This is a genomic window from Prosthecobacter sp., assembly GCF_046154365.1.
Taxonomy (GTDB): Bacteria; Verrucomicrobiota; Verrucomicrobiia; order Verrucomicrobiales; family Verrucomicrobiaceae; genus Prosthecobacter.
Window position 1 is genome coordinate 26,302 of the sequence record NZ_JBJXFV010000239.1, and the last position, 20,376, is coordinate 46,677.

Here is a 20,376-nt window from a genome sequence, read left to right on the forward strand (position 1 = left end):
CGAAACCAACCTTGACCATCGGGTCAGGTTGGAATTAAAATGCCGTTATTACCCGGTTATAATTGGATGGCCCGCCCCTCAAACACCTTCGACTCACTTACGCTGACGATCGCGATCACCCCGCAGATCAAGCAGTACCTCGAAGACATGACCCTAAAGGGCACGTTCGGCAGCAGCCCCGCCGAGGCGGCGCGGATGCTCTTGAGCAATGGGATCGATTCCATGTTGAACACGGGTGCTTTGGACAGACGCAAATGGACTCTGAAGGACGGCCAGCTCGTTCTTCTGACGCCGGATCAACCTTCCCTCTCATCATGACTCTGCAACTCGATCTTCAAGCCGACTCCACCGTCTTCTCCACTCTCGTGGAGGTCGAAATGACTGACACCGACCGCAGCCTCAAGGGTAACTGGAAGTCTGAGACGCGCCTCTCGATGCTCTCCCACGAGATCACCCGCTACATGCCGGAACTCGCCGCCATGCTCGCCCAAGGCGGCACGCGGAAGATGCTGGCGGCTTGAAATGCCGTCCGCCCTGCGCCAACAAGAGCGCATGACCCTCATCTCTGGAACCGCCGTTGCCGAAAAAGTCCTCGAAGAATGCCGCCGCGACATCGCGGAACTCGCTGTGCAGGGGCGTAAACCCGGCCTCGCCGTCGTCTTGATCGGTGATGATCCTGCCTCCCGCGCCTACGTGCGCTCCAAGGACAAAAAATGCCGCGATCTGGGCCTGCACTCGGTCAAACTCGAGCTTCCGGCCACGACGACGCAGGATGAACTGCTCTCGCATGTCCGTGCCCTGAACAACGATCCTGCGATTCACGGCATTCTGGTGCAAAGCCCGCCACCGAAGCACATCGACGAGGCCGCCATCGTGCGAGCGATTGATCCGGCGAAGGATGTGGATGGCTTCCATCCCGTGAACGTCGCCAAGCTCGCCCTCGAAGACCCCACAGGCTTCGTGCCCTGCACGCCGCTGGGTTGTCAGCGTCTGCTGATTGATGCGGGCATCGAAACGAGCGGCGCGCATGCCGTCATCGTCGGTCGCAGCATGATCGTCGGCAAACCGATGGCACTTCTGCTCATGGTGAAGGGCAAAGGCGGCGACGCCACGGTGACTGTCACGCATTCCCGCACCCGTGACCTCGCCGCGATCACTCGCACTGCGGACATCATCATCGCCGCGATTGGCCGCCCGCATTTCATCAAGGCTGAACACGTCAAGGAAGGTGCCGTTGTCATCGACGTCGGCATCAACCGCGTGGATGACCCCAGCAGCGCGAAAGGCTACAAACTCGTCGGCGATGTCGCCTTCGACGAAGTCGCGCCGAAATGCCGCGCCATCACACCCGTTCCCGGCGGTGTCGGGCCGATGACCATCGCGATGCTCATGGCGAACACGATCAAAGCGTGTCGTCAGGCGTGAGACCACGTCAAATCTGGCTGGACACTCACGGCCAAAGCTGGTGTCATGCGCGGTCATGAAACGCGCGCTTCTGCCTGCCCTGCTCCTCGCCTCCGCACTCCACGCCCAGGTCACCTCGGAAAACAACGAGATGCTGCGTGAAGGCTTGAAGCGCTATCCCGAAGCGGACACGAACAAGGACGGCATCCTCAGCATGGAAGAAGGCCGCGCCTTCCTGGCGAAGATGCGGAAGAAACCCTCTGGCGACGCCAAACCGGCAGCGAATGCTTTGAAGCCCGATGCCGCGGATGTGGCTTACGGGCCGCATGAGCGCAACCGGCTCGATCTTTATCTGGCGAAGTCCGAACAGCCCACGCCCGTGGTGTTTTTGATCCACGGCGGCGGCTTTCGTGGCGGCGACAAAAACTCCTGGAGCAGCAGCGGCCAGACACGCGAACTGCTCGCCAGCGGCGTGTCCTGCGCAGCGCTAAACTATCCCTTCCTCGACGCCATGCCGGTTCAGGACATCCTGCGCGAGTGCGCCCGCGCCGTGCAGTTCCTGCGCGCGAATTCCGGCGAGTGGAAGCTCGACAAGACCCGCTTCGCCTCCATGGGCGGCTCCGCCGGTGCCGGCACCTCGCTCTGGCTCGCCACACACGATGATCTGGCCGATCCGAAGTCCGAAGACCCGGTGCTGCGCGAGTCCACCCGCCTCACCTGTGCCGTGTGCAACTCCACTCAGGCCACGTATGACGTGACACGCTGGGAATCCTTCCTCGGTCCGGCCAAACCCGAGTTCCGCACCAGCGAAGTCGAGGCCGCCATGTTTTACCGCCTTTCATCCATCGCCGACTTCACTACGGAGAAAGGCAAGGCTGTGCTCAAGGAGTGCGACATGCTCGCCTGGATCACCAAGGACGATCCGCCGCTGTTCCTGAACAATCCGCAGGTCGTTCCCGCGCCCACCAACCGGGGCGAATGGCTGCACTGCATCCATCATGCACGGGCGATTCAGAAGGAATGCGCCACCGACGAGGTTCTCTGCGTGGTGGCCCAGGATCCCGCCGATCCCAAGCCCGATGCCGTGCAGTTCCTGCTCCAGCATTTGAAAGTTTCCCACTGAGCCCAAGAACGCGCTTGCACCGGCCGCAGAGACGACTATTACTCGCGCCCTCCAACGCCGTTTGATGATTCAAACACGCCTCCGTAGCTCAGTTGGTAGAGCAGTTGACTCTTAATCAATTGGTCGTAGGTTCGAATCCTACCGGGGGTACCATCTCGTTGAAGACGAGATGCAGATTCAAAGCTCCGCATTCACCACCGGACGCACACTTTTGATCGCCTCGGCATACTTCGCCCCGCAGGCCAGGCCGCGATAGCGGGCCAGCACGGTCTTCGTGTCCATCGCCGCATCATTCTTCGCGGGATCGTAGGGGACGTTTTTCACATAAGCCATCAGCCTGCCCAGCCACTCGCTGGCGGCAGGCCATTCAGCGGACACATCCACGTACGTGTCCGGCTCGAAGCCGATCGTGTGGCCCGGGCCGTTGTCATACCAATAGACCCGCGAGGGCGATTTCACCTCGTCGCGTCCCAACAGCCGCGCCGGTTGATACAGCGCCGCATGGCAGATGGCACTCGCCGCCTCGTGATCGGGATGGCGGTCACGCGGCCACAGCATGAAGGCGGTGTCTGGCTTCACGTCCGCCACGACTTCGGCCACCGCACGCTTCGTTTCCAGCGACGGCTCAAAACCCAGGCTCTTCCACGGCAGGAAGCGCATCTCGATGCCGCGTTCGGCGGCCAGTTGCTTCGACAGCTCGAGCAGGCCCTGTTCCCTGCCCTTCACCGGCGGCCAGTTCGTGTAATCCCCGATCAAACTCAGGATCACCACCCGCTGATGCTTCTGCACCGCACGCAGCAGCGTCCCTGGAATGCCGAAAGGACAGTCATCATAGTGCGCACCGATGGCGAGAAGGGTCCGAGTCATGTGGTGATGATGACGAAAAGCATCCGGCAGGGCAAGGACAGAAACAGCGGCTTCGTGTGATCCAACCAAGGCGACAGCATCGCTGTCTTGCACGCCACGAGACTATTTGGCCAGCCATCCCATTGCTCCCATCCACTCCGCGCAGCGCTGCGGCCAAGCGTTGATGGGCTGTTTGTTGTCGCGCATGCCGAATCCGTGACCGCCCTTGGTAAAGAGGTGGAGTTCGGCGGGAATGTTGTGCTTCTTGTATTCGAGGTGGAGCAGCGTGGAGGCGACGGGGTTCTGGCCGTCATCGTGGGCGCAGGCGATGAACATCGGCGGTGCGTCGCCAGGCACGGTGAAGCCGTCTTTGAGCTTCGTCGGCTCCTTGAAGTCCACAAAGCCGCCGCCGTAGATCATGACGCCGAAATTCGGCAACTCCGTTTTCGTGGCGCGATCACAGGCAATGTGCGCGAGCAGATTTCCACCCGCGCTGAAACCGAGCAGACCAACACGATTTGGGTCGAGATTCCATTCCTTGGCATGCTCGCGGACGAGTGCGATGGCCTTGGCCGCATCTTCGACGGGCTTTTCATGCGGCGCGGTTTCGTCGCGAGTTGGCGTGCGATATTTGAGCAGGATGCCGGTGACGCCGATCGTGTTGAGCCACTCGCAGACCTGCGTGCCTTCGTGAACGGCGGAAAGGAAGACATAACCGCCGCCGGGAGCGACGATGACGCTGGTGCCGTTGGGTTTTTCTGGGCGATACACCTCAATCGTCGGATTGGTGATGTCAGTGATCGTGCTTTTGCCAGCCTTGGTGCGGATGAAGTCTTCCGTGGCCTTGGAATGCGGCAGCATCTGACCCGGAGCGCCTTCGGGCCAGAGTTTGAGCGTGATGGGCTCGGCGGCGGGCAGAGTTGCAGTGAAGAGGATGAACAGCAGTTGTTTCATGGCGTGGAGCGACCATGATGAAGGAAAGGCTTGGCTTTGTCACTCGTAGAGATCAACGCATGCACCCACTCGAAGCCAATCGTCTCCATCTGACCCGCCGTTCCCTGTTTGGCAGGACGGCGCTGGGTCTTGGTGGTGCGGCGCTGGGTTCGCTGCTGACGCGGGAGGGTTTTGCGGGGCAGATGGCGGATGCGATGGCTCCTGCGCTGCCGCACTTCGCACCGAAGGCAAAACGGGTGATCTACCTGCTGCAAAACGGGGCGCCGTCGCATGTGGATCTGTTTGATCACAAGCCGATGCTGAAAAAGATGCATGGCACACAGATTCCCGACAGCATCGCGGCAGGGAAGCGCTTCAGCACGATGACGGGCGGGCAGACGGCGCGGCCGGTGCTCGGTGAGATCTCAAACTTTTCGCGCCACGGCCACAGTGGCGCAACGGTGAGCGATTTCATGCCGCACACGGCGGCGATTGCGGATGAACTGTGCTTCATCAAGTCGCTGCACACGACGCAGGTCAATCATGCGCCAGCGATCACGTTTTTCATGACGGGCAGCGAGCAGGCAGGGCGTCCGGCGATTGGTTCGTGGCTCAGCTATGGACTGGGTAGCGATGCGGAGGACATGCCGGCGTTTGTGGTGATGACTTCGCGCGACAAGGAAGCGAGCTGCGGCCAGATTTTCTATGACTTCTACTGGGGCAGCGGCTTTCTGCCGTCGAAGTATCAGGGCGTGAAGTTTCGCGGCAGTGGCGATCCCGTGCTGTATTTGAGCAACCCGGATGGCATGAGCCGCGAAGTGAAGCGCACAATCCTCGATGGCATCGCGGGACTGAATGAAATGAAGCTGAAGGACTTTGGCGATCCCGAGATCGCCACGCGAATCGCGCAATACGAGATGTCCTACAAGATGCAAACGAGCGTGCCGGAGCTGACCGACTTCTCCGACGAGCCAAAGCACATTCTCGACATGTACGGCCCGGATGTGATGCGGCAGGGCAGTTTTGCCTACAACTGCCTCATGGCGCGGCGATTGGCCGAACGCGGCGTGCGATTTGTGCAACTCATGCACGCGGGCTGGGACCAGCATCGCAATCTGAACACGCAGCTCAAGATTCAAGCCACCGACACCGACGCGCCGAGCGCGGCGCTGGTGAAGGACTTGAAGCAACGCGGCTTGCTGGAGGACACGCTGGTCATCTGGGGCGGTGAATTTGGCCGCACGCCGTTTTTGCAGGGCAAGATCGAGGACACGAAGCAGTGGGGCCGCGATCACCATCCGTATGTGTTCACGATCTGGATGGCCGGCGGTGGCGTGAAGCCCGGCATGACCTACGGCGAGAGCGACGAGTTCGGCTTCAACGTCGCCAAGGACGGCGTCCACGTTCACGATTTCCAAGCCACGCTGCTGCACCTGCTCGGCATCGACCACGAACGCTTCACCTTCCGCTTCCAAGGGCGGCAGTTCCGGCTGACGGATGTGCATGGCAGCGTGGTGAAGCCGGTGCTGGCTTGAACCTCACAAGCCAAAAGCCGCCCGTGCGATCTTGCGAAAGGCGCGGCAGTCTTTGAGAGCATCTTTGGCCTGCTGGTCGTCAGCATCGTGGCCGGGATAGCGGAACTTCACGGCGTATTGATTGAGATTCAGCAAGGCCAGGCTCATGCCGGCCCATAGCGGCTCATGCGGAATGACGAGTCAATGTCATTAAGTTAAGAAGGCGTTCCCGCAGATTCAGAAAACCCGCAGATTGGGATCTGGAAAAAATCTGCGGGTTATCTGAATCTGCGGGAACACATCATGAGAAGTGCCTTAACTTAATGACATTGAATGACGAGCGTCAGCAGGTGCGGCAGATCGTGGCTTTTGAAGATCAGCACGCCGGCCTCCTCCAGCCTGGCCTTGAGATATTTTTCCGCGCACTGCTGGCAGTGATAGCAAACGGAGTTATGCACTGGCTTCCTGCGCCTGCGTGCCAATGACTGCGCCACCGACCAGTCCTCCTCCCCCTTGGCGATCCATTCAAGCGTGGCGGTTTTCATACATCACGCGGCCATGCTGGGTCACCACCTGCATAAAGGTGTCATTCTCACGCAGCCGCTGCGCGACCTCCAGCGGGTCGCGCACCAGCAAATCCACCGGAAAGTCCGCCTGCACGCGGCGGCGGATCTGAATATCCTGCTCCTGGCGGCTGCCGGGCTGCCGGGGCATGACCACCATCAGATCGACATCTGAATTTTCATCCGGCGTGCCATAGGCATGGGAGCCGAAGAGAATGATTCTCTCCGGGCGGAACTCACGCGCGATCCGCTGGCAGTATTCCTCAATGTCTTGTTTGGCGACCATGACCTGCGGCAATCAGCCCGCAACTCGCCATGGTGCAACACGATTTCCGCCGCATTCATCCGTGGAGAACACGGTTGCATCTCGCTCATGCCACGTGTTTGAGTCGTCCGATGCTGATTCTCCGCCTTGTTCTCGCTCTCGCACTAGTCGTGTGCGCGACTGCGTGCAAGCGTGAGGTGGAAAAGCCGGTGGCGCAACCTGTCGAGAAGCCAGCAGCGGCGGCCTTTGTCTCCGATGGCGCTGGCGATGGCAGCGTGTGGGTGGTGGATGCGCCAAACGGCGGGCGCTTGTATTTGTGCGGCACGATTCACATCCTGCGCGAAAAAGACTACCCGCTGGCTCCGGCCTACGAAGCGGCCTACATGTTTTCCAACAAGCTGGTGCTGGAGCTGCCCCCCGGAGCCGCATCAGGGCCGGAACTGACCAGCCGGATGTCGCAACTTGGCATGTATTCGGCGGACACTTCGCTGGAGGCGCATGTGACCAAGGAAACATGGGAAAAGGTGAAGCAGTGGTCGGGAAAACGCGACTTGGAGGCTTCGTCGATGAATCGTTACCGTCCGTGGTTCGTAGCGCTGCTGATCACGTCGATGGAATACGCGGCGCTGGGAGCGAAGCCGGACAAGGGCGTCGATACACACTTTGAGGAACGTGCGAAGAAGGATGGCAAGCCTGCCGAAGGACTCGAAACCGTGGAGTTTCAGATTCAGCTGTTCGCTTCCTTGACCGACAAGCAGCAAAATGAACTGCTGGAGCAAACGCTGGGCGAAATCAGTTCCGTGGCGGAGGAGTTTGAAAAGATGATCCTGGCCTGGAAACGCGGCGAACTGGAGGATTTGCGTGAGATGTTGTTCCGTGAAGCGGAGCGTTTCCCGGACCTGATGAACCTGTTTCTCACCGCTCGAAACCTGGCATGGATCGACCCGCTGGAGCAAATGCTTAAAAAAGGCGAAAAAGCCATGGTGCTCGTGGGCACCGGCCATTTCACCTCGGACACGGGTTTGATCGAACTGCTGCGCAAACGCGGCTACCGCGTGCGGCATTATCGCGAAGTGACGGACTTCTGATTTGCAGCTCAAACGAGCCGCAATCGCGTGAGATCCTGCGTATCGACCATGCCAACAGGCCTGCCTGCGGCATCGACGACGACGATGTCATCAACACGGTTCTTCTCGAGCGTGGCGAGGACTTCAGCGGCCAGTTTGTCGGCCTGAATGCTGACGGGGTGCGGCGTCATGAAGTCGCGCACGGGCTTGTCGGCGGTGGCGTTGTCGCGCTGGAAGGCGCGGACGAAATCCCCGTGCGTGAAGACGCCGGCGAGCGTGCCGTCGGCATTCGCCACGACCGCCGCACCGCTGCGGGCGCGCGTCATGGCTTGTAGCGCCTCGCGCACGGTGGTTTCCGGCGTGATCCTCGCGAGCTGTTCGCCCTGACGCATCACATCACTGACACGCGTGAGCAGCGCCCGGCCCAGTGAGCCACCGGGATGCAGCTTGGCAAAATCTTCGGCCTGGAAGCCGCGCGCTTCGAGCAGCGCCATCGCCAAAGCATCGCACAGCACCAGCATCGTCGTGGTGCTGGACGTGGGGGCCAGATTCAGTGGGCAGGCCTCCTGGGTGACATGCACATCGAGCACGACATCGGCATTTCTTGCCAGTGTGGACTGCACGCCGCCGGTAATGGCGATGACCGGAATGCCGAAACGCTTCAAATGCGGCAGCAGGTCGAGGATTTCGGAAGTTTCGCCGCTGTAGCTGAGCATGATCGCCAGATCACCTGGATCGACGACACCGAGGTCGCCGTGCAGCGCGTCGCCGACATTGAGCAGGACCGTGGTCGCCCCGGTGCTGTTGAGCGTCGCGGCCAGCTTGCGGCCGATGTTGCCGCTTTTGCCGACGCCACAGACGATCAGCTTGCCAGGGCCGTGCACGCACGGAAGGAGCAGTTCGATGGCGCGGGAGAAGCTGTCGTCGATGCGGGCATGCAGCCGCTGAAGCTCGTCAATTTCGAGCTGGATGACGCGGCGGGCTTTTTCCGGGTAATTCATGAGCCTAAAACAGTAGGCAGGGACACAGATGCAGCAACCAAGTGCTTGAGCATCAGACGTTTCCCCGCCATGCTGGGCGCTCTCAGTCGCTGCCAACATATGCCAATGTCATCTGGTTCCATCGGTTCTCATCGCGCCTTCATGGGTGTTTGCTTCACCTTGTGTGTTTGCCTGGTGCTGACGCTCTTCGTGGGGTGGAAGTGGTATTTTGAGAGCGTCGCCAGCCGCAACACCCTGATCGATCTGGCTGAAAAGGCCGACTCGCGCGTACGTGAACTGGAAAACCTGGGGCTTTCCATCGACGCGGCCAAAACAGAAGTCACGCCAGCACCTGCTTTACCCAAGATTTCGGTCGATGAGGCGGTTCTGCAGCCCTCCGCCAGCGTTCAGGATGCACGCCACCCCGCAGAATCCAAAATCAAAGAACTGCCCTTGGCGGAAACCGGCGACGACGTGGTCCAGGCGCTGGCGTTGCTGGATCAGTATTGGAAGCACGCAGCGTGGAAGGATCGCATCCCGCTGGTGGCCGATTCCAGCCGCGTCGCCGCCTTGATGCAGGACTTCTATGAAACGCAGGGTGCAGTGGACCCGGTGCCCGGCGGCATGATCAGCAAGGCGCGCTACCAGATCAATGGCACTGAAATTCTCTACTTCAGCTACACCAGCAGCCGTCCCACTGGCACGCTGGAAGTCGCTTTGCTGCGCGGCCCGGATGGGAAGTTCCTGCTCGACTGGGAAAGCCTCACTGGCTACGGCGAGATGTCCTTTCAGGACTTTCGCACCAAGCGCCCCACCAAACCGGTGTCATTGCGGGCCTACGTGCGCCTGTTTGAGTACTACAACTTTGAGTTCTCCGACTCTAAAAGATACCTCTGCATGAAGCTGACCTCAGAGAGCGGCGAGAGTTCGGTTTATGCCTACTGCGAACGTGGCACCGAACTGGCACGCTGGCTCGAAACAGACCTCGCCTCCACCGGTCCTACCGGTTTCAAAGGCTACCTGCTGCAGCTTTCCTTCCCGCCAAATGCCCAGTCGAACCAGTGCGTGAATTTGGACAAAGTCGTGACCGCCCGCTGGCTCACGCTACCGTAAATGCACTCTCATCCATCAGCTCACGCTGGTGGTGAAGTGCTGCCTGGCGTTCTTACTCCCCGTCGCGGCCAATCGCCTCCACCGGGCAGCCGGTGAGGGCTTCTTCGCAGAGATGACGCTCCTCGTCGCTTTCAGGCTGCTTGTAGAGGAAGGAATGGCCGCCGTCGTCGTCACGCTTGAAATTGGCCGGGGCCGTCTCACGGCACAGGTCGCAGTCGATGCACTGGTCATCGACATAGTAAGCTCCGGAGGCGTTTTGGGCGTATTTGTTTGCAGCGTCAGCCATGAGGTCTTGGGTGGGTAAGGGCCGCGATAGTAGTTCCCGCCCCCCTTGTTTCAAACGTTTTTTTGCCCTGTTGCCCCCGCTCTTGGTCCCTGATTGACAGACACTTTACAATAAAAGCTCGCCTCAACCGTGATGCTCGCCGCATCATCACCCCAACCGCCATGAAATCGCTCGCTTTTGCTCTCCTCCTTCCGCTTGCCGCAGTCGCCGAAAACGAAATCGGCTTCATCGAACGCTTCGCCCTCGCCACCGACCGGGAAAAGGCGCTCACGGAACTCGTTCCCGGCTCCGAGGAATACTACTTCTTCCACGCCCTCCATTACCAAAACATCCGCGACACCGCAAAGCTCAACGACCTCCTCAACCAGTGGCGCAAGCGCATGCCCGATGAAAACGAGCAGCGCCGCATCATCGAAAACCGCGAGGCCATCATCAACTACGAGCGCGATCCGCAGGGCACCCTCAAATACCTCATCGACCGCCTTGGCATCCGCCACGACCACCAGCAGGAGGTACGCGACCAAAAACCCGACCTCCCCACCAGCCTCGACCAAGCCAAAATCGCCCGCGAAGTCTTCCTCCGTGATGCGCTCAACAACGACCGCAGCCTGCAATCGCTCACCCAGGACGCCCTTGCCGCGCTGATTCGCGACCAGGTGCCCCTCACGCCCGATCAGCGCCGCAGCGTGCTGCAAAAACTCCAGCGCCCCGACGTGCCGAATCTCGTTCCGGCCATCATCGCCGACCTTCAGGTCGAAAATTCGCGCAGTTTCGGCGAACTGCCCATCCACCGCGCTCTGCTGCCTTCGCAACTCGACGAACTGCTCCAAACCTATCCCAACTGGCTCAGCCAGCAGGCCTTCGTTCACACCTACCTCCGCAAACTGGCCCCCAGCGCCGATGTGAGCCTCGAATACGACGACGCCGAGCGCGTGGCGTGGCTCGACCGCGTCCAGGCCTTCGCGCAAAAACTCCCGCCCGCCCACAACACCCTCAAATCCCGCATCCTCTACCTCCGCCTCGATCACGACCGCAAACAAGGCGTCTATGACCGCGCCCGCTTCCTCGACTACCTCAAACTCCCGCGCCAGCTTGGTTACATCAATCCGCGCCACCTTGAGCGCATTCAGTCCGGCCTCTGGTCCAACCTCGACGTCGATCTCAGCGAGCCGCTGCTGCATTCCCCGCCCATCGGCAACGATGAGGCACTCGTGCGCGAGTATTTTCTCCACCTCTTCGCCACCACCGCGAAGCCAGACTCCACCACGCAGCAACTCCTCGCTCCCTGGACCGACTTCGTGCGCGACACCTGGCTCAAACCCATCCTCGCCGAAGCGCTGATCACCCATGGCATCGGCAATCCCGAGCGCTGGGCCGCGCTCATCACGCCCACCGAGTTTCAGCAGCTCAAAGACCGCGTGGACATCGAATTCCCCGCCACCAACGCTCCGCAGTTCCTCCCTGGCGACGACATCGCCTTTGATGTCATCGTCAAAAACACGCCCAAGCTCATCGTCAAAATCTTCGAGCTGAACACGCTCAATTTCTTCCAGACGCAGCAGCGCCAGCTCAACACCGACCTCAACCTCGACGGCCTCGTCGCCAACAGCGAGCAGACGCACGCCTTCGACGGCGGCCCGTTTGGCCGCACGCGGCAGAAATTCCAATTCCCCGACCTCAAAGGCAAACGCGGAGCCTGGATCATCGAATTCATCGGCGGTGGCCGCAGCAGCCGCGCCCTCATTCGCACCGGCCAATACCACACGATTCAACAAACCGGCCCCGCAGGCGATTTGATCCTCGTGCTCGACGAAGCCAACAAACCCGTCAAAGACGCCGTCGCCTGGTTTGAAGGTCGTAAGCCCACTGTGGACGAAAAACTCGGACGCATCGTCATTCCGTTCACCAATCAGCCCGGCACGAAAAACCTCATCATCGGCGATGCCGCCGGCACCTTCGCCACGCTCACGCAGTTCACGCACCACGCCGAGGACTACCGCCTGGATGCGCAGTTCCACATCGAACGCGAGCAACTCCTCGCCCGTCGCGAAGCCACCCTCGCCGTCCGCACCGCATTGATGCTCGGCGAGTCCCATCTCGCTCCCGAACTGCTCACCGAGCCGAAACTCACCATCACCAGCACCACCCACGACGGCATCTCGACCACCCGCGAAGTCAAAGACCTCAAACTCAGCGCTGGCAGCGTTCTCACGCACACGCTCACCGTTCCTGAGCGCCTCACATCACTCACCGTCGCCTTCAGTGCCAAAGTCGATGTCCTCAGCGCTGGCGGCACCAAGAAAGACCTCACCGCCAGCCACACCTGGACCCTCAACGGCATCGACAAGACCGAAGCCGTCAACGACGGCCACCTCAGCACCTTCGATGGCAGCCGCGTTTTCGAACTCCTCGGCAAAAACGGCGAGCCCTTCGCCGACCAGCAAGTTCTCTTTACCTTCAAGCATCTCGACTTCAACCGCTCCCAAGTCATCCCGCTGCGCACCGACGACAAAGGTCGCGTCGCTCTCGGCAGACTCGAAGGCATCGAATCCGTCGCCGCCAAGATTCCGAATAGCCGACAAACGCTCTGGCCGCTCGAAGACGCCGATACCACACTCTCAACCACGATTCACGCCATCGAAGGCGAAGTGATCCGCATTCCGAAGAGTACTCCCGGACTTCAGTCCGTCTCGCTCCTCTCACAGTCAGCGGGAACCTTCACCACAGATCACGCCGCAGCGATCAAAGCGGAGGGAGGCTTCATCACATTGAACGGCCTGAAGGCCGGAGACTACTCCCTCAAACTCGGCGCCCAACTCATCACCATCAAAGTCACCGCAGGCACCACCATCGGCGGCTGGGCACTTGGAAAGCACCGCCAGCTCGAACTCAAAGGCAATGCGTCGCTGCACATCGCCAGCGTCGAGAACGACAAAGACTTCATCACCGTCAAACTCGCCCACAGCAGCCCGTTTGCGCGAGTCCACGTCGCCGCATCGCGTTTCGATCCCGGCAGCGGCATCTTCGGCGGTCTTGGCGGCTTCACCCGCTTCAGTGCGGCTTCAGGAACACCCGCAAGAAATCCAAACCTCTACTCCGCTGGTCGCGAGATCGGCGATGAATACCGCTACATCCTCGAACGCCGTTACGCGAAGCTCTTCCCCGGCAACATGCTCACGCGCCCCGGCCTGCTGCTCAATCCCTGGGAAATTCGCAGCACCGATCTCGATGAACTTGCCCAACAACTGGGCGAAGGTGCCAGCAGCACACGCGGAGGAGCCACTGCCGCTACTTCGAGCGCCACAGCGATGCCCGCGAAGAAGAAACAAGCCCAAGCTGGTCCGCAAGGCGGCACCAACCTCGATTTCATCGCCGACTCCGCCCCCGTCATCTACAACCTCGTTCCTGACAAAGACGGCATCGTCCGCATCGAGCGCAAAGCGCTCGGTGACCGTCAGCATGTGCAAATCTACGCGGAGGACCTGCACAACGCCTCGTGGTGCACGCTCACGCTGCCGGAAGTGCCGACGAAGTTCGCCGACCAGCGCCTCGCTCGGAATCTCGATCCGGTGAAGCCCTTCACGCAGAAAAAAGAGATCACCGTGCTCGACACCGGCAAAGCACTGACCCTCGCCGACATCCTCACCAGCGAACTCGAGACCTACGACACCCTCGGCGGCGTCCACAGCCTCTTCACCACGCTCAGCGGCGATGGCCACCTCGCCGAGTTCGCCTTCGTGCTGAACTGGCCGAAGCTCAAAGACGACGAGAAACTCGCCAAATACGGCGAATTCGCCTGCCACGAGCTGAACCTCTTCCTCTCCCGCAAGGACAAGCCCTTCTTCGACAAAATCATCAAACCCTATCTCGCGAACAAGAAGGACAAGACCTTCATGGACGAGTTCCTCCTCGGCCTCGACCTCAAGAAGCACCTCGAACCCTGGGCCTACGCCCGCCTCAACATCGTCGAGCGCATCCTGCTGGCCCAACGCATCGAAAACGAAGCGCCGAATGCCGCACGGCATGTGCGCGAGCTGTGGGAAATGATTCCGCCGAATCCCGAGCAAGCCGATCATCTCTTTGAAACTGCCCTGCGGGGCAGGGCGATGGAGTTTGGAAACAAAGGTGCGCTTGGGGATTTGGAGAAAGCAAAAGAACAGGCCGCCGCCGCGCCGCCACCGCCGCCGATGTCACCGGTGGGGGCCGCCGCACCTGCTCCGGTCATGGCGGATTCATTCGCCGCTGGCGGAGGCGGGTTTGGCAAAGGCATGGGTATGGGCGGCGCTCCCGGAGCAGCGGCTGACAAGCAGATGCTGCGCCGCTCGATGACGGTGGATGAGTTGCGGGCAATGCCTCAATTAAAAACAGATTCCGACGGGGATCGCATGGCAGACCGCAAAGAACTCGAAGAACTCGCAGAGCGGGAAGTGGCTTTGGGTCAAGTGGCGACCTTATATGATAACTTAGCTTACTCTGGTGCTACCACGAGCTCTGGCGGAACCGTCGCCTATGGCTACTTCGGCAAAAACGCCGCAATGAATGGTCGTGGACTCGTCCGCGCCTTCTTCCGCCAGCTCGGCTCCACCAAAGAGTGGGCGGAGAACAATTATTACAAGCTGCGCATCACCGAGCAGAACGCCGAACTCGTCACCGTGAACGCCTTCTGGCGTGATTATGCCGCGTGGGTTGCCGCAGGCTCAAAGAATGGCTTCGTTTCATCGAACGTCGCTGAAGCCAGCAGCAACTTCACCGAGATGATGCTCGCACTCGCGGTGCTCGATCTGCCGTTTGAAGCGGCGAAGCACACGACGAAGGCCGACAACGGCCAGTTCACCTTCACGGCGGGCGGGCCGGTCATTTTGTATCACAAGGAGATCAAACCCGCCGCGACCCAAAACAACGCGCAGGGCCAGCTTCTCGTCTCCCAGAGCTTCTTCCGTCAGGGCGACCGCTATCGGCAGGAAGGGAACGAGAAGTTCGAGAAATATGTCACCACCGAGTTCCTCACCGGCGCGACGTATGGCGCGAACATCGTCGTCACCAATCCCACCAGCAGTCCGGTGAAGGCCGTGGTGCTGCTGCAAATCCCGCAGGGCGCGCTGCCCGTGCTCGGCAGCAAGGCCACCAACAGCCGTCAAGTGCGCCTGGAGCCGTACACGACACAGACCTTCGAGTATCACTTCTACTTCCCGCTCGTGCCCGCGAAGGCCGGACTCAAGTTTGCTCACTTCCCGGTGAATGTCGCCACCGCCACCGGTTCAGCCGCCGCGAAGCCGTTTGAGTTCAACGCCGTCGCCAAACTCACCGAGGTGGACAAGGCCTCGTGGGATTATGTCTCGCAATACGGCAGCGATGCGGAGGTGTTCGGCTTCCTCGACCAGAACAACCTCGAAGGACTCAACCTGGAGCGCATCGCGTGGCGCTGCCGCAAGAGCGGCGACTTCTACCAGAAGCTCGTCGGCTTCATGAACCAGCATCACGTCGCGAACGATGCCATCTTCAGCTACGCGTTCCTCCACAACGACCCGCATGCAATCCGCGAATACCTGAAGTCGTTGTGCGGCCCCGCCTCAGTGGACGTTGGCTCTTACATCGCCAGCAAGCTCCTCACCATCGACCCCATCGAGTTGCGCACTTACGAGCACCTGGAATACTCCCCGCTCGTCAATCAACGCGCTCACCGGGTCGGGAGCGAGTGGCGCGTCGCCAATCCGGCGGTGCTGGAGGAATACACGCAGCTTCTCGGCATCCTCGCCTTCAAACCGCAGCTCGATGCCATGGACAGCATGAGCGTGACCTACTTCCTCTTCCTGCAAGACCGTGTCGAGGAGGCGCTAGCCCGCTTCAAGGCGCTGGATGCCACGAAGCTGCCCACACGCCTCCAACACGACTACTTCCAATGCTACGCCGCCTTTTATGAAGGCGATCTCGCCAACGCACGCGGTCTCGCCTCGCGGCGGCTCTCGCTGTCTGACCGGTCGGACAAGTCGGACCAGTCCGACCTGCCGCCGAGGTGGAAGACGCTCTTCACGGATGTTTTGAGCCAGCTCGATGAAATCGAAGGCAAAGCCACCCAACCCAAAAAGACCGACAAACCCGACCGCGAGAAGCAGCAGACCGAACTCGCCGCCACCGAGCCGACCTTCGACTTCAAAGTCGAAAACAAAACCATCGCCCTGAGCTGGAAAAACCTACCTGAGGTCACGCTGAACTACTACCTCATGGACCCCGAGTTCAGTTTCAGCAGCAATCCGTTTGTGAGCCAGGATTCCGGCCGCTTCAGCATCATCAAGCCCAACAAAACTGCCACACAGGCCCTGCCGAAGGACAAGACCACACTCGATGTCGCCCTGCCCGCCGAATTCACCAAAGCGAACGTGCTCGTCGAAATCATCGGTGCCGGAAAACGTCAGACGCAGGCCTACCACGCGAACACGCTCAAGCTCACTCTCACCGAAAACTACGGACGCCTCGAAACCCGTGACAGCAGCACTGACAAACCTTTACCGAAGGCCTACGTGAAGGTCTATGCCCGCCTCAACAACGGCACCGTCCGCTTCTTCAAAGACGGCTACACCGACCTGCGCGGCCGTTTCGACTATGCCAGCCTCAACGCGCCCGAAAACGCTGCACCACAGCCGGTGCCGTATGAAGCAGCCCCCGCCAACGGCCTCGACTACCAGATGCTCAAGCCCGCCGAACTCAACAACGTCGAAAAACTCTCCCTCCTCATCCTCAGCGACACCCACGGCGCCACCGTGAAGGAAGTGAATCCGCCGGGACGGTGAAGATGGTTTGATCAGATACGATGCCACACATGCGCAGCACCATTATTCACAAAATTGGATGCTGCGAAGTATAGAAAGGAGGGGGTGAAAAGGTGTCCGGGCGTAACTCTGGCCTTCAAACAGTGAATGAATAGGAGACTGGCCGGACTGCTTCCGGCTAGAGCACTCCAAACATGAGGCCAAAATCATCCACCGCCGTTCTCATCACTGTTCTTGCCATGGCTTGGCTATCGGCTGCGAGGCCCACACTGGCGCTTTCCGCCGCACGGGAATGGAATGAGCAGCTTTTGGCCGCGATCCGCCTGAATGTGCCGAATCCGCCAGCGCATGCGCGGAACCTCTTTCACACGGCCGTGGCGATGTACAATGCTTGGTCGGCCTACGACAGTGCGACGGTCGGGTATTTGCTAAATGAGAAGATCACGCCGCTTCCAAGTGACATCGAGGCCGCGCGGCATGAGGCGATCAGCTACGCGGCGTATCGTGTGCTGCGTTCACGCTTTGCCACAGGGACCAACTCGGCCACAATCCTGGCAAATCTCGACGCGAAGCTCACCGCACTCGGCTACTCGACCAGCACGGGCCAATCTGCGACGAGTTCGGCCACGACGCCGACTGAACTCGGCAAGCGCTGCGGTCAGGCGGTGCTGAACTGGTCCACCAGCGACGGATTCTCCCAAACAGGCTATCCGCAGGCCTACACCGCCAGCGTGAATTCGAATATCAATGCGCCTCTCAGTGTCCTCGGCACAAACGCGAATTTTGTGTCGAATAGCCCCTTGGGTTTCGGCATTCCGGCAGGCACGAACCCCAATCTCTGGCAACCGCTGGATCTCGCCACCAGCGTCACGCAAAACGGCATCCCCATTCCTGGAGGATCACAAAGCTTCATCGGAGTACAGAGCCTAGCCACGGTGCCATTCAGCCTCACGCGCAGTGATCCCGTGAAGCCTTGGCTCGATCCTTTTGGCGGTCCATCTCGTCTCAGCGTCACGGGCAGTCCCAGCGCGACGGATGCGGCCTACAAAAGTGCGGCACTGGGCGTACTCATCGCCAGCAGCCAACTCAATGACAACACACTCGTGAGCATCTCGCCAGGTGCCATCGGCAACAACCCACTCGGCAGTGATGCAGGCACCGGCTTCGCCACCAATCCGGTCGCTGGTGGCAGTTACGCAGCCAATAACGTGAAGTTGGGTGACTTCGCCCGCGTGCTGGCAGAGTTTTGGGCAGACGGGCCGAACTCTGAGACGCCGCCCGGCCACTGGCATGTGCTAGCGAATCAAGTGGCTGACAATCCAGCCACCGTGAAGCGCATTCGTGGCACCGGCCCCGTCGTGAACGACCTCGAATGGGATGTGAAGGTTTATTTCGCACTCTCTGCCGCCACGCATGATGCAGCATGCGCCGCGTGGGCTTTAAAGCGCTACTACTCCGGCCCGCGCCCGATCACGATGATCCGCTACATGGGCAGCAAAGGCCAGTCATCGATTGTCGGCGGCCAGTCGTATCACAGTGAAGGCTTGCCGCTTATGACTGATGTCTGCGAGGTCATCACCTCCGCCACCGCTGCCGTCGGCGGCAAGCACCGCAACATTTTCGACCTCAACACTGGCACCACTAGTCTCGGCACGAACTTCATCGGCCAAATCGCTGTGTTCTCCTGGCCCGGTGAGCACAACAACAACCTGCCAGCGCCCTCCATCGCTACAAATCAAAGCCACGTGACGTGGATGCTTGCAAAGGACTGGCTGCCGTTTCAGCGCAAAACCTTCAACACACCCGCCTTCCCCGGCTACGTCAGCGGTCACAGCACCTTCTCCCGGGCGGCGGCGGAGGTGCTGAGCTTGATCACGGGCAGCCCATATTTTCCCGGCGGCTTCCACCACCACACCTTCGCTGCCAATTCGATGCAGATCGACAAAGGCCCCAGCGAAGCCATCGATCTACAATGGTGCTCGTTTTACGACGCCGCCGATCAAGCCGGCCAATCGCGACGTTACGGCGGCATCCATCCGAGTGAGGATGACTTCCACGGTCGCCACATCGGCTCGCAGGCCGGGCAGAGCGCCTTTGCACTAGCGGAGAAATACTGGAACGGCAGCATCATGAGTGAGAATCTCGCGCCAACGATGATTCTCGGCAGTAACAGCGCCACCTGCACCTGGACGGGCGTGCGCGGCATGTATCAAAAGGTACAGTGCTCCACTGACCTCACGAACTGGACCGACGCCACGACCGCCACGCTCAACTTTGGCACCGCCTGCACCTACACCGACAACAGTCCCGATCCTGTGAAGAAATTTTACCGCGTGGTGTGGTCACCATCGCCATAAATCGAAGGATTGCAGGCCTGCCAGCCGTTCTTGCCCACACACGCATGAAACGCTTCCTCACTGCCCTAATCGCCCTCACGCTTACCGTCGCCGCCCGTGACAAAACTCTCGACATCTACTGGATCGATTCCGAAGGCGGCGGCTCGACGCTCATCGTGACGCCGGAAGGCGAATCGGTGCTCATCGACACCGGCAATCCGGGCGGGCGTGATCCGCAGCGCATCAAAAAAGTCGCCACCGAGATCGCAGGTCTGCAGCGCATCGATCACGTCATCATCACACACTTCCATGTCGATCACTTCGGTGGATTGGCCGAATTGGCCGCATTGATGTCGATTGGCACGCTTTATGACAAGGGAATCACCGATGGCAGCCCCGACGGCAAAGCGCAGGACATGCGCTGGACACTCATGAGTCGTCCCTACCGCGATGCGAAGGTGGAAAAACGTATCACGCTGACCGCAGGCGATGTCATTCCGCTCAAGCAGAGTGACAGCAGCCCCAAGCTCCAACTGCGCTGCCTCGGCGCGAATCAGCAGTTCATCCCGCCGTATCCCGATCAGCCGGAAAACCCGCTCAAAGGCTCCGTGCCGCCAAAAGCACCCGATCCAAGCGACAACGCCAACAGCGTCGTGCTCGTGCTCAACTTCGGCGGCTTCCGCTTCTTCGATGGCGGTGATTTAAGCTGGAACATCGAGGAGAAAATCGTCTCGCCCTTCAATCTCGTCGGCATCGTCGATCTCTACCAAGTGAACCATCACGGCCTCGACGTGAGCAACAATCCCATGCTCATCCGCAGCCTCCAGCCGACAGTTTCCGTGATGAACAACGGCCCCAAGAAAGGCACCAGCAAATCCGCGATGGATGCACTCAAGTCCACGCCGACGATCCAGGCGATGTATCAAGTGCATGAGAACATCCGCGACGATCACGAGAACACCGCCGATAAAGCGATGATCGCCAACCACGGCGATCTTGCCGAAGGCTGCGCCGGCCATCACATCCACTGCGTTGTTAGCGCGGATGGAAAGAGCTACACGATTGAGGTGCCGTCGCAGAAGCACTCACGCACGTTCCAGACGCGGACGAAGTGATGGCCCGGAGGATAAGCCTCTGGCCTGTCAATGGATCGAGGCGTCCCGCCTTTGATCGGGAATA

General features: G+C 60.2%; 17 protein-coding genes and 1 tRNA gene. 11 read left to right on the forward strand and 7 right to left on the reverse strand.

The features are described from left to right. Nucleotides 1-66 precede the first annotated feature (66 nt). The 5 genes from ACKVY0_RS30065 to ACKVY0_RS30085 all read left to right on the forward strand — a co-directional run bounded on the left by ACKVY0_RS30065 (nt 67) and on the right by ACKVY0_RS30085 (nt 2,680). Nucleotides 67-318, forward strand: coding sequence for a hypothetical protein (locus ACKVY0_RS30065; RefSeq protein ID WP_409218584.1), 252 nt, complete (start codon nt 67-69; stop codon nt 316-318). Next, the gene (locus ACKVY0_RS30070; protein ID WP_409218585.1) at nt 315-521 is read left to right on the forward strand and encodes a hypothetical protein; all 207 of its coding nucleotides are present in this window, start codon (nt 315-317) and stop codon (nt 519-521) included. Before ACKVY0_RS30065 ends, ACKVY0_RS30070 begins: the two co-directional genes overlap by 4 nt. 31 nt (nt 522-552) lie before the next feature. Beyond that, nucleotides 553-1,425, forward strand: coding sequence for a bifunctional 5,10-methylenetetrahydrofolate dehydrogenase/5,10-methenyltetrahydrofolate cyclohydrolase (locus ACKVY0_RS30075; RefSeq protein WP_409218586.1), 873 nt, complete (start codon nt 553-555; stop codon nt 1,423-1,425). A 55-nt stretch (nt 1,426-1,480) separates the two neighbouring features. Beyond that, complete coding sequence (locus tag ACKVY0_RS30080; protein WP_409218587.1) at nt 1,481-2,527, forward strand: hypothetical protein; 1,047 nt, start codon at nt 1,481-1,483, stop codon at nt 2,525-2,527. A gap of 77 nt (nt 2,528-2,604) precedes the next feature. Continuing rightward, a tRNA-Lys gene (locus tag ACKVY0_RS30085) sits at nt 2,605-2,680 on the forward strand. 24 nt (nt 2,681-2,704) lie between these two features. On the opposite strand, the gene ACKVY0_RS30090 is transcribed toward ACKVY0_RS30085, so the two are convergent. Continuing rightward, entirely contained in the window at nt 2,705-3,394 is a 690-nt protein-coding gene (locus tag ACKVY0_RS30090; protein ID WP_409218588.1) for a PIG-L deacetylase family protein, read from the reverse strand. 102 nt (nt 3,395-3,496) lie between these two features. Beyond that, nucleotides 3,497-4,327, reverse strand: coding sequence for an alpha/beta hydrolase (locus ACKVY0_RS30095; RefSeq protein WP_409218589.1), 831 nt, complete (start codon nt 4,325-4,327; stop codon nt 3,497-3,499). A 59-nt stretch (nt 4,328-4,386) separates the two neighbouring features. Between ACKVY0_RS30095 and ACKVY0_RS30100 the strand changes: the two genes are divergently transcribed. Then, a complete protein-coding gene (locus ACKVY0_RS30100) occupies nt 4,387-5,841 on the forward strand; it encodes a DUF1501 domain-containing protein (RefSeq protein ID WP_409218590.1) in 1,455 nt (484 codons plus the stop codon). Nucleotides 5,842-5,844: 3 nt separating this feature from the next. Here the strand turns inward: ACKVY0_RS30100 and ACKVY0_RS30105 are convergent, their stop codons facing one another. From ACKVY0_RS30105 to ACKVY0_RS30115, 3 genes are all read right to left on the reverse strand, one after another. Beyond that, a complete protein-coding gene (locus ACKVY0_RS30105) occupies nt 5,845-5,988 on the reverse strand; it encodes a hypothetical protein (RefSeq protein ID WP_409218591.1) in 144 nt (47 codons plus the stop codon). A gap of 152 nt (nt 5,989-6,140) precedes the next feature. Further along, nucleotides 6,141-6,365 (reverse strand): HEPN domain-containing protein, encoded by a 225-nt coding sequence (locus ACKVY0_RS30110; RefSeq protein ID WP_409218592.1) that lies wholly within the window; start codon nt 6,363-6,365, stop codon nt 6,141-6,143. Then, nucleotides 6,346-6,669 (reverse strand): nucleotidyltransferase domain-containing protein, encoded by a 324-nt coding sequence (locus tag ACKVY0_RS30115; RefSeq protein WP_409218593.1) that lies wholly within the window; start codon nt 6,667-6,669, stop codon nt 6,346-6,348. Before ACKVY0_RS30115 ends, ACKVY0_RS30110 begins: the two co-directional genes overlap by 20 nt. A gap of 110 nt (nt 6,670-6,779) precedes the next feature. Between ACKVY0_RS30115 and ACKVY0_RS30120 the strand changes: the two genes are divergently transcribed. Continuing rightward, nucleotides 6,780-7,736, forward strand: coding sequence for a TraB/GumN family protein (locus tag ACKVY0_RS30120; RefSeq protein ID WP_409218594.1), 957 nt, complete (start codon nt 6,780-6,782; stop codon nt 7,734-7,736). 8 nt (nt 7,737-7,744) lie between these two features. On the opposite strand, the gene ACKVY0_RS30125 is transcribed toward ACKVY0_RS30120, so the two are convergent. After that, a complete protein-coding gene (locus ACKVY0_RS30125; RefSeq protein ID WP_409218595.1) occupies nt 7,745-8,716 on the reverse strand; it encodes an SIS domain-containing protein in 972 nt (323 codons plus the stop codon). Between the two features lie 141 nt (nt 8,717-8,857). Here ACKVY0_RS30125 and ACKVY0_RS30130 point away from each other — a divergent pair, with 141 nt between their 5' ends. Next, entirely contained in the window at nt 8,858-9,808 is a 951-nt protein-coding gene (locus tag ACKVY0_RS30130) for a hypothetical protein (protein WP_409218596.1), read from the forward strand. Between the two features lie 52 nt (nt 9,809-9,860). Here ACKVY0_RS30130 and ACKVY0_RS30135 read toward each other — a convergent pair whose 3' ends face one another. After that, nucleotides 9,861-10,094 carry a ferredoxin gene (locus tag ACKVY0_RS30135; RefSeq protein ID WP_409218597.1) on the reverse strand — a complete coding sequence of 78 codons (234 nt, stop codon included), beginning with the start codon at nt 10,092-10,094 and terminating at the stop codon, nt 9,861-9,863. Nucleotides 10,095-10,255: 161 nt separating this feature from the next. Between ACKVY0_RS30135 and ACKVY0_RS30140 the strand changes: the two genes are divergently transcribed. From ACKVY0_RS30140 to ACKVY0_RS30150, 3 genes are all read left to right on the forward strand, one after another. Continuing rightward, on the forward strand, nt 10,256-16,882 hold the full coding sequence (locus ACKVY0_RS30140; RefSeq protein ID WP_409218598.1) for a hypothetical protein: 6,627 nt from the start codon (nt 10,256-10,258) through the stop codon (nt 16,880-16,882). Nucleotides 16,883-17,055: 173 nt separating this feature from the next. Next, nucleotides 17,056-19,218, forward strand: a complete 2,163-nt coding sequence (locus tag ACKVY0_RS30145) for a vanadium-dependent haloperoxidase (protein ID WP_409218599.1) — start codon at nt 17,056-17,058, stop codon at nt 19,216-19,218. A gap of 44 nt (nt 19,219-19,262) precedes the next feature. Next, nucleotides 19,263-20,312: a ComEC/Rec2 family competence protein gene (locus tag ACKVY0_RS30150; RefSeq protein WP_409218600.1), complete on the forward strand. Its 1,050-nt coding sequence runs from the start codon at nt 19,263-19,265 to the stop codon at nt 20,310-20,312. Nucleotides 20,313-20,376 lie beyond the last annotated feature (64 nt).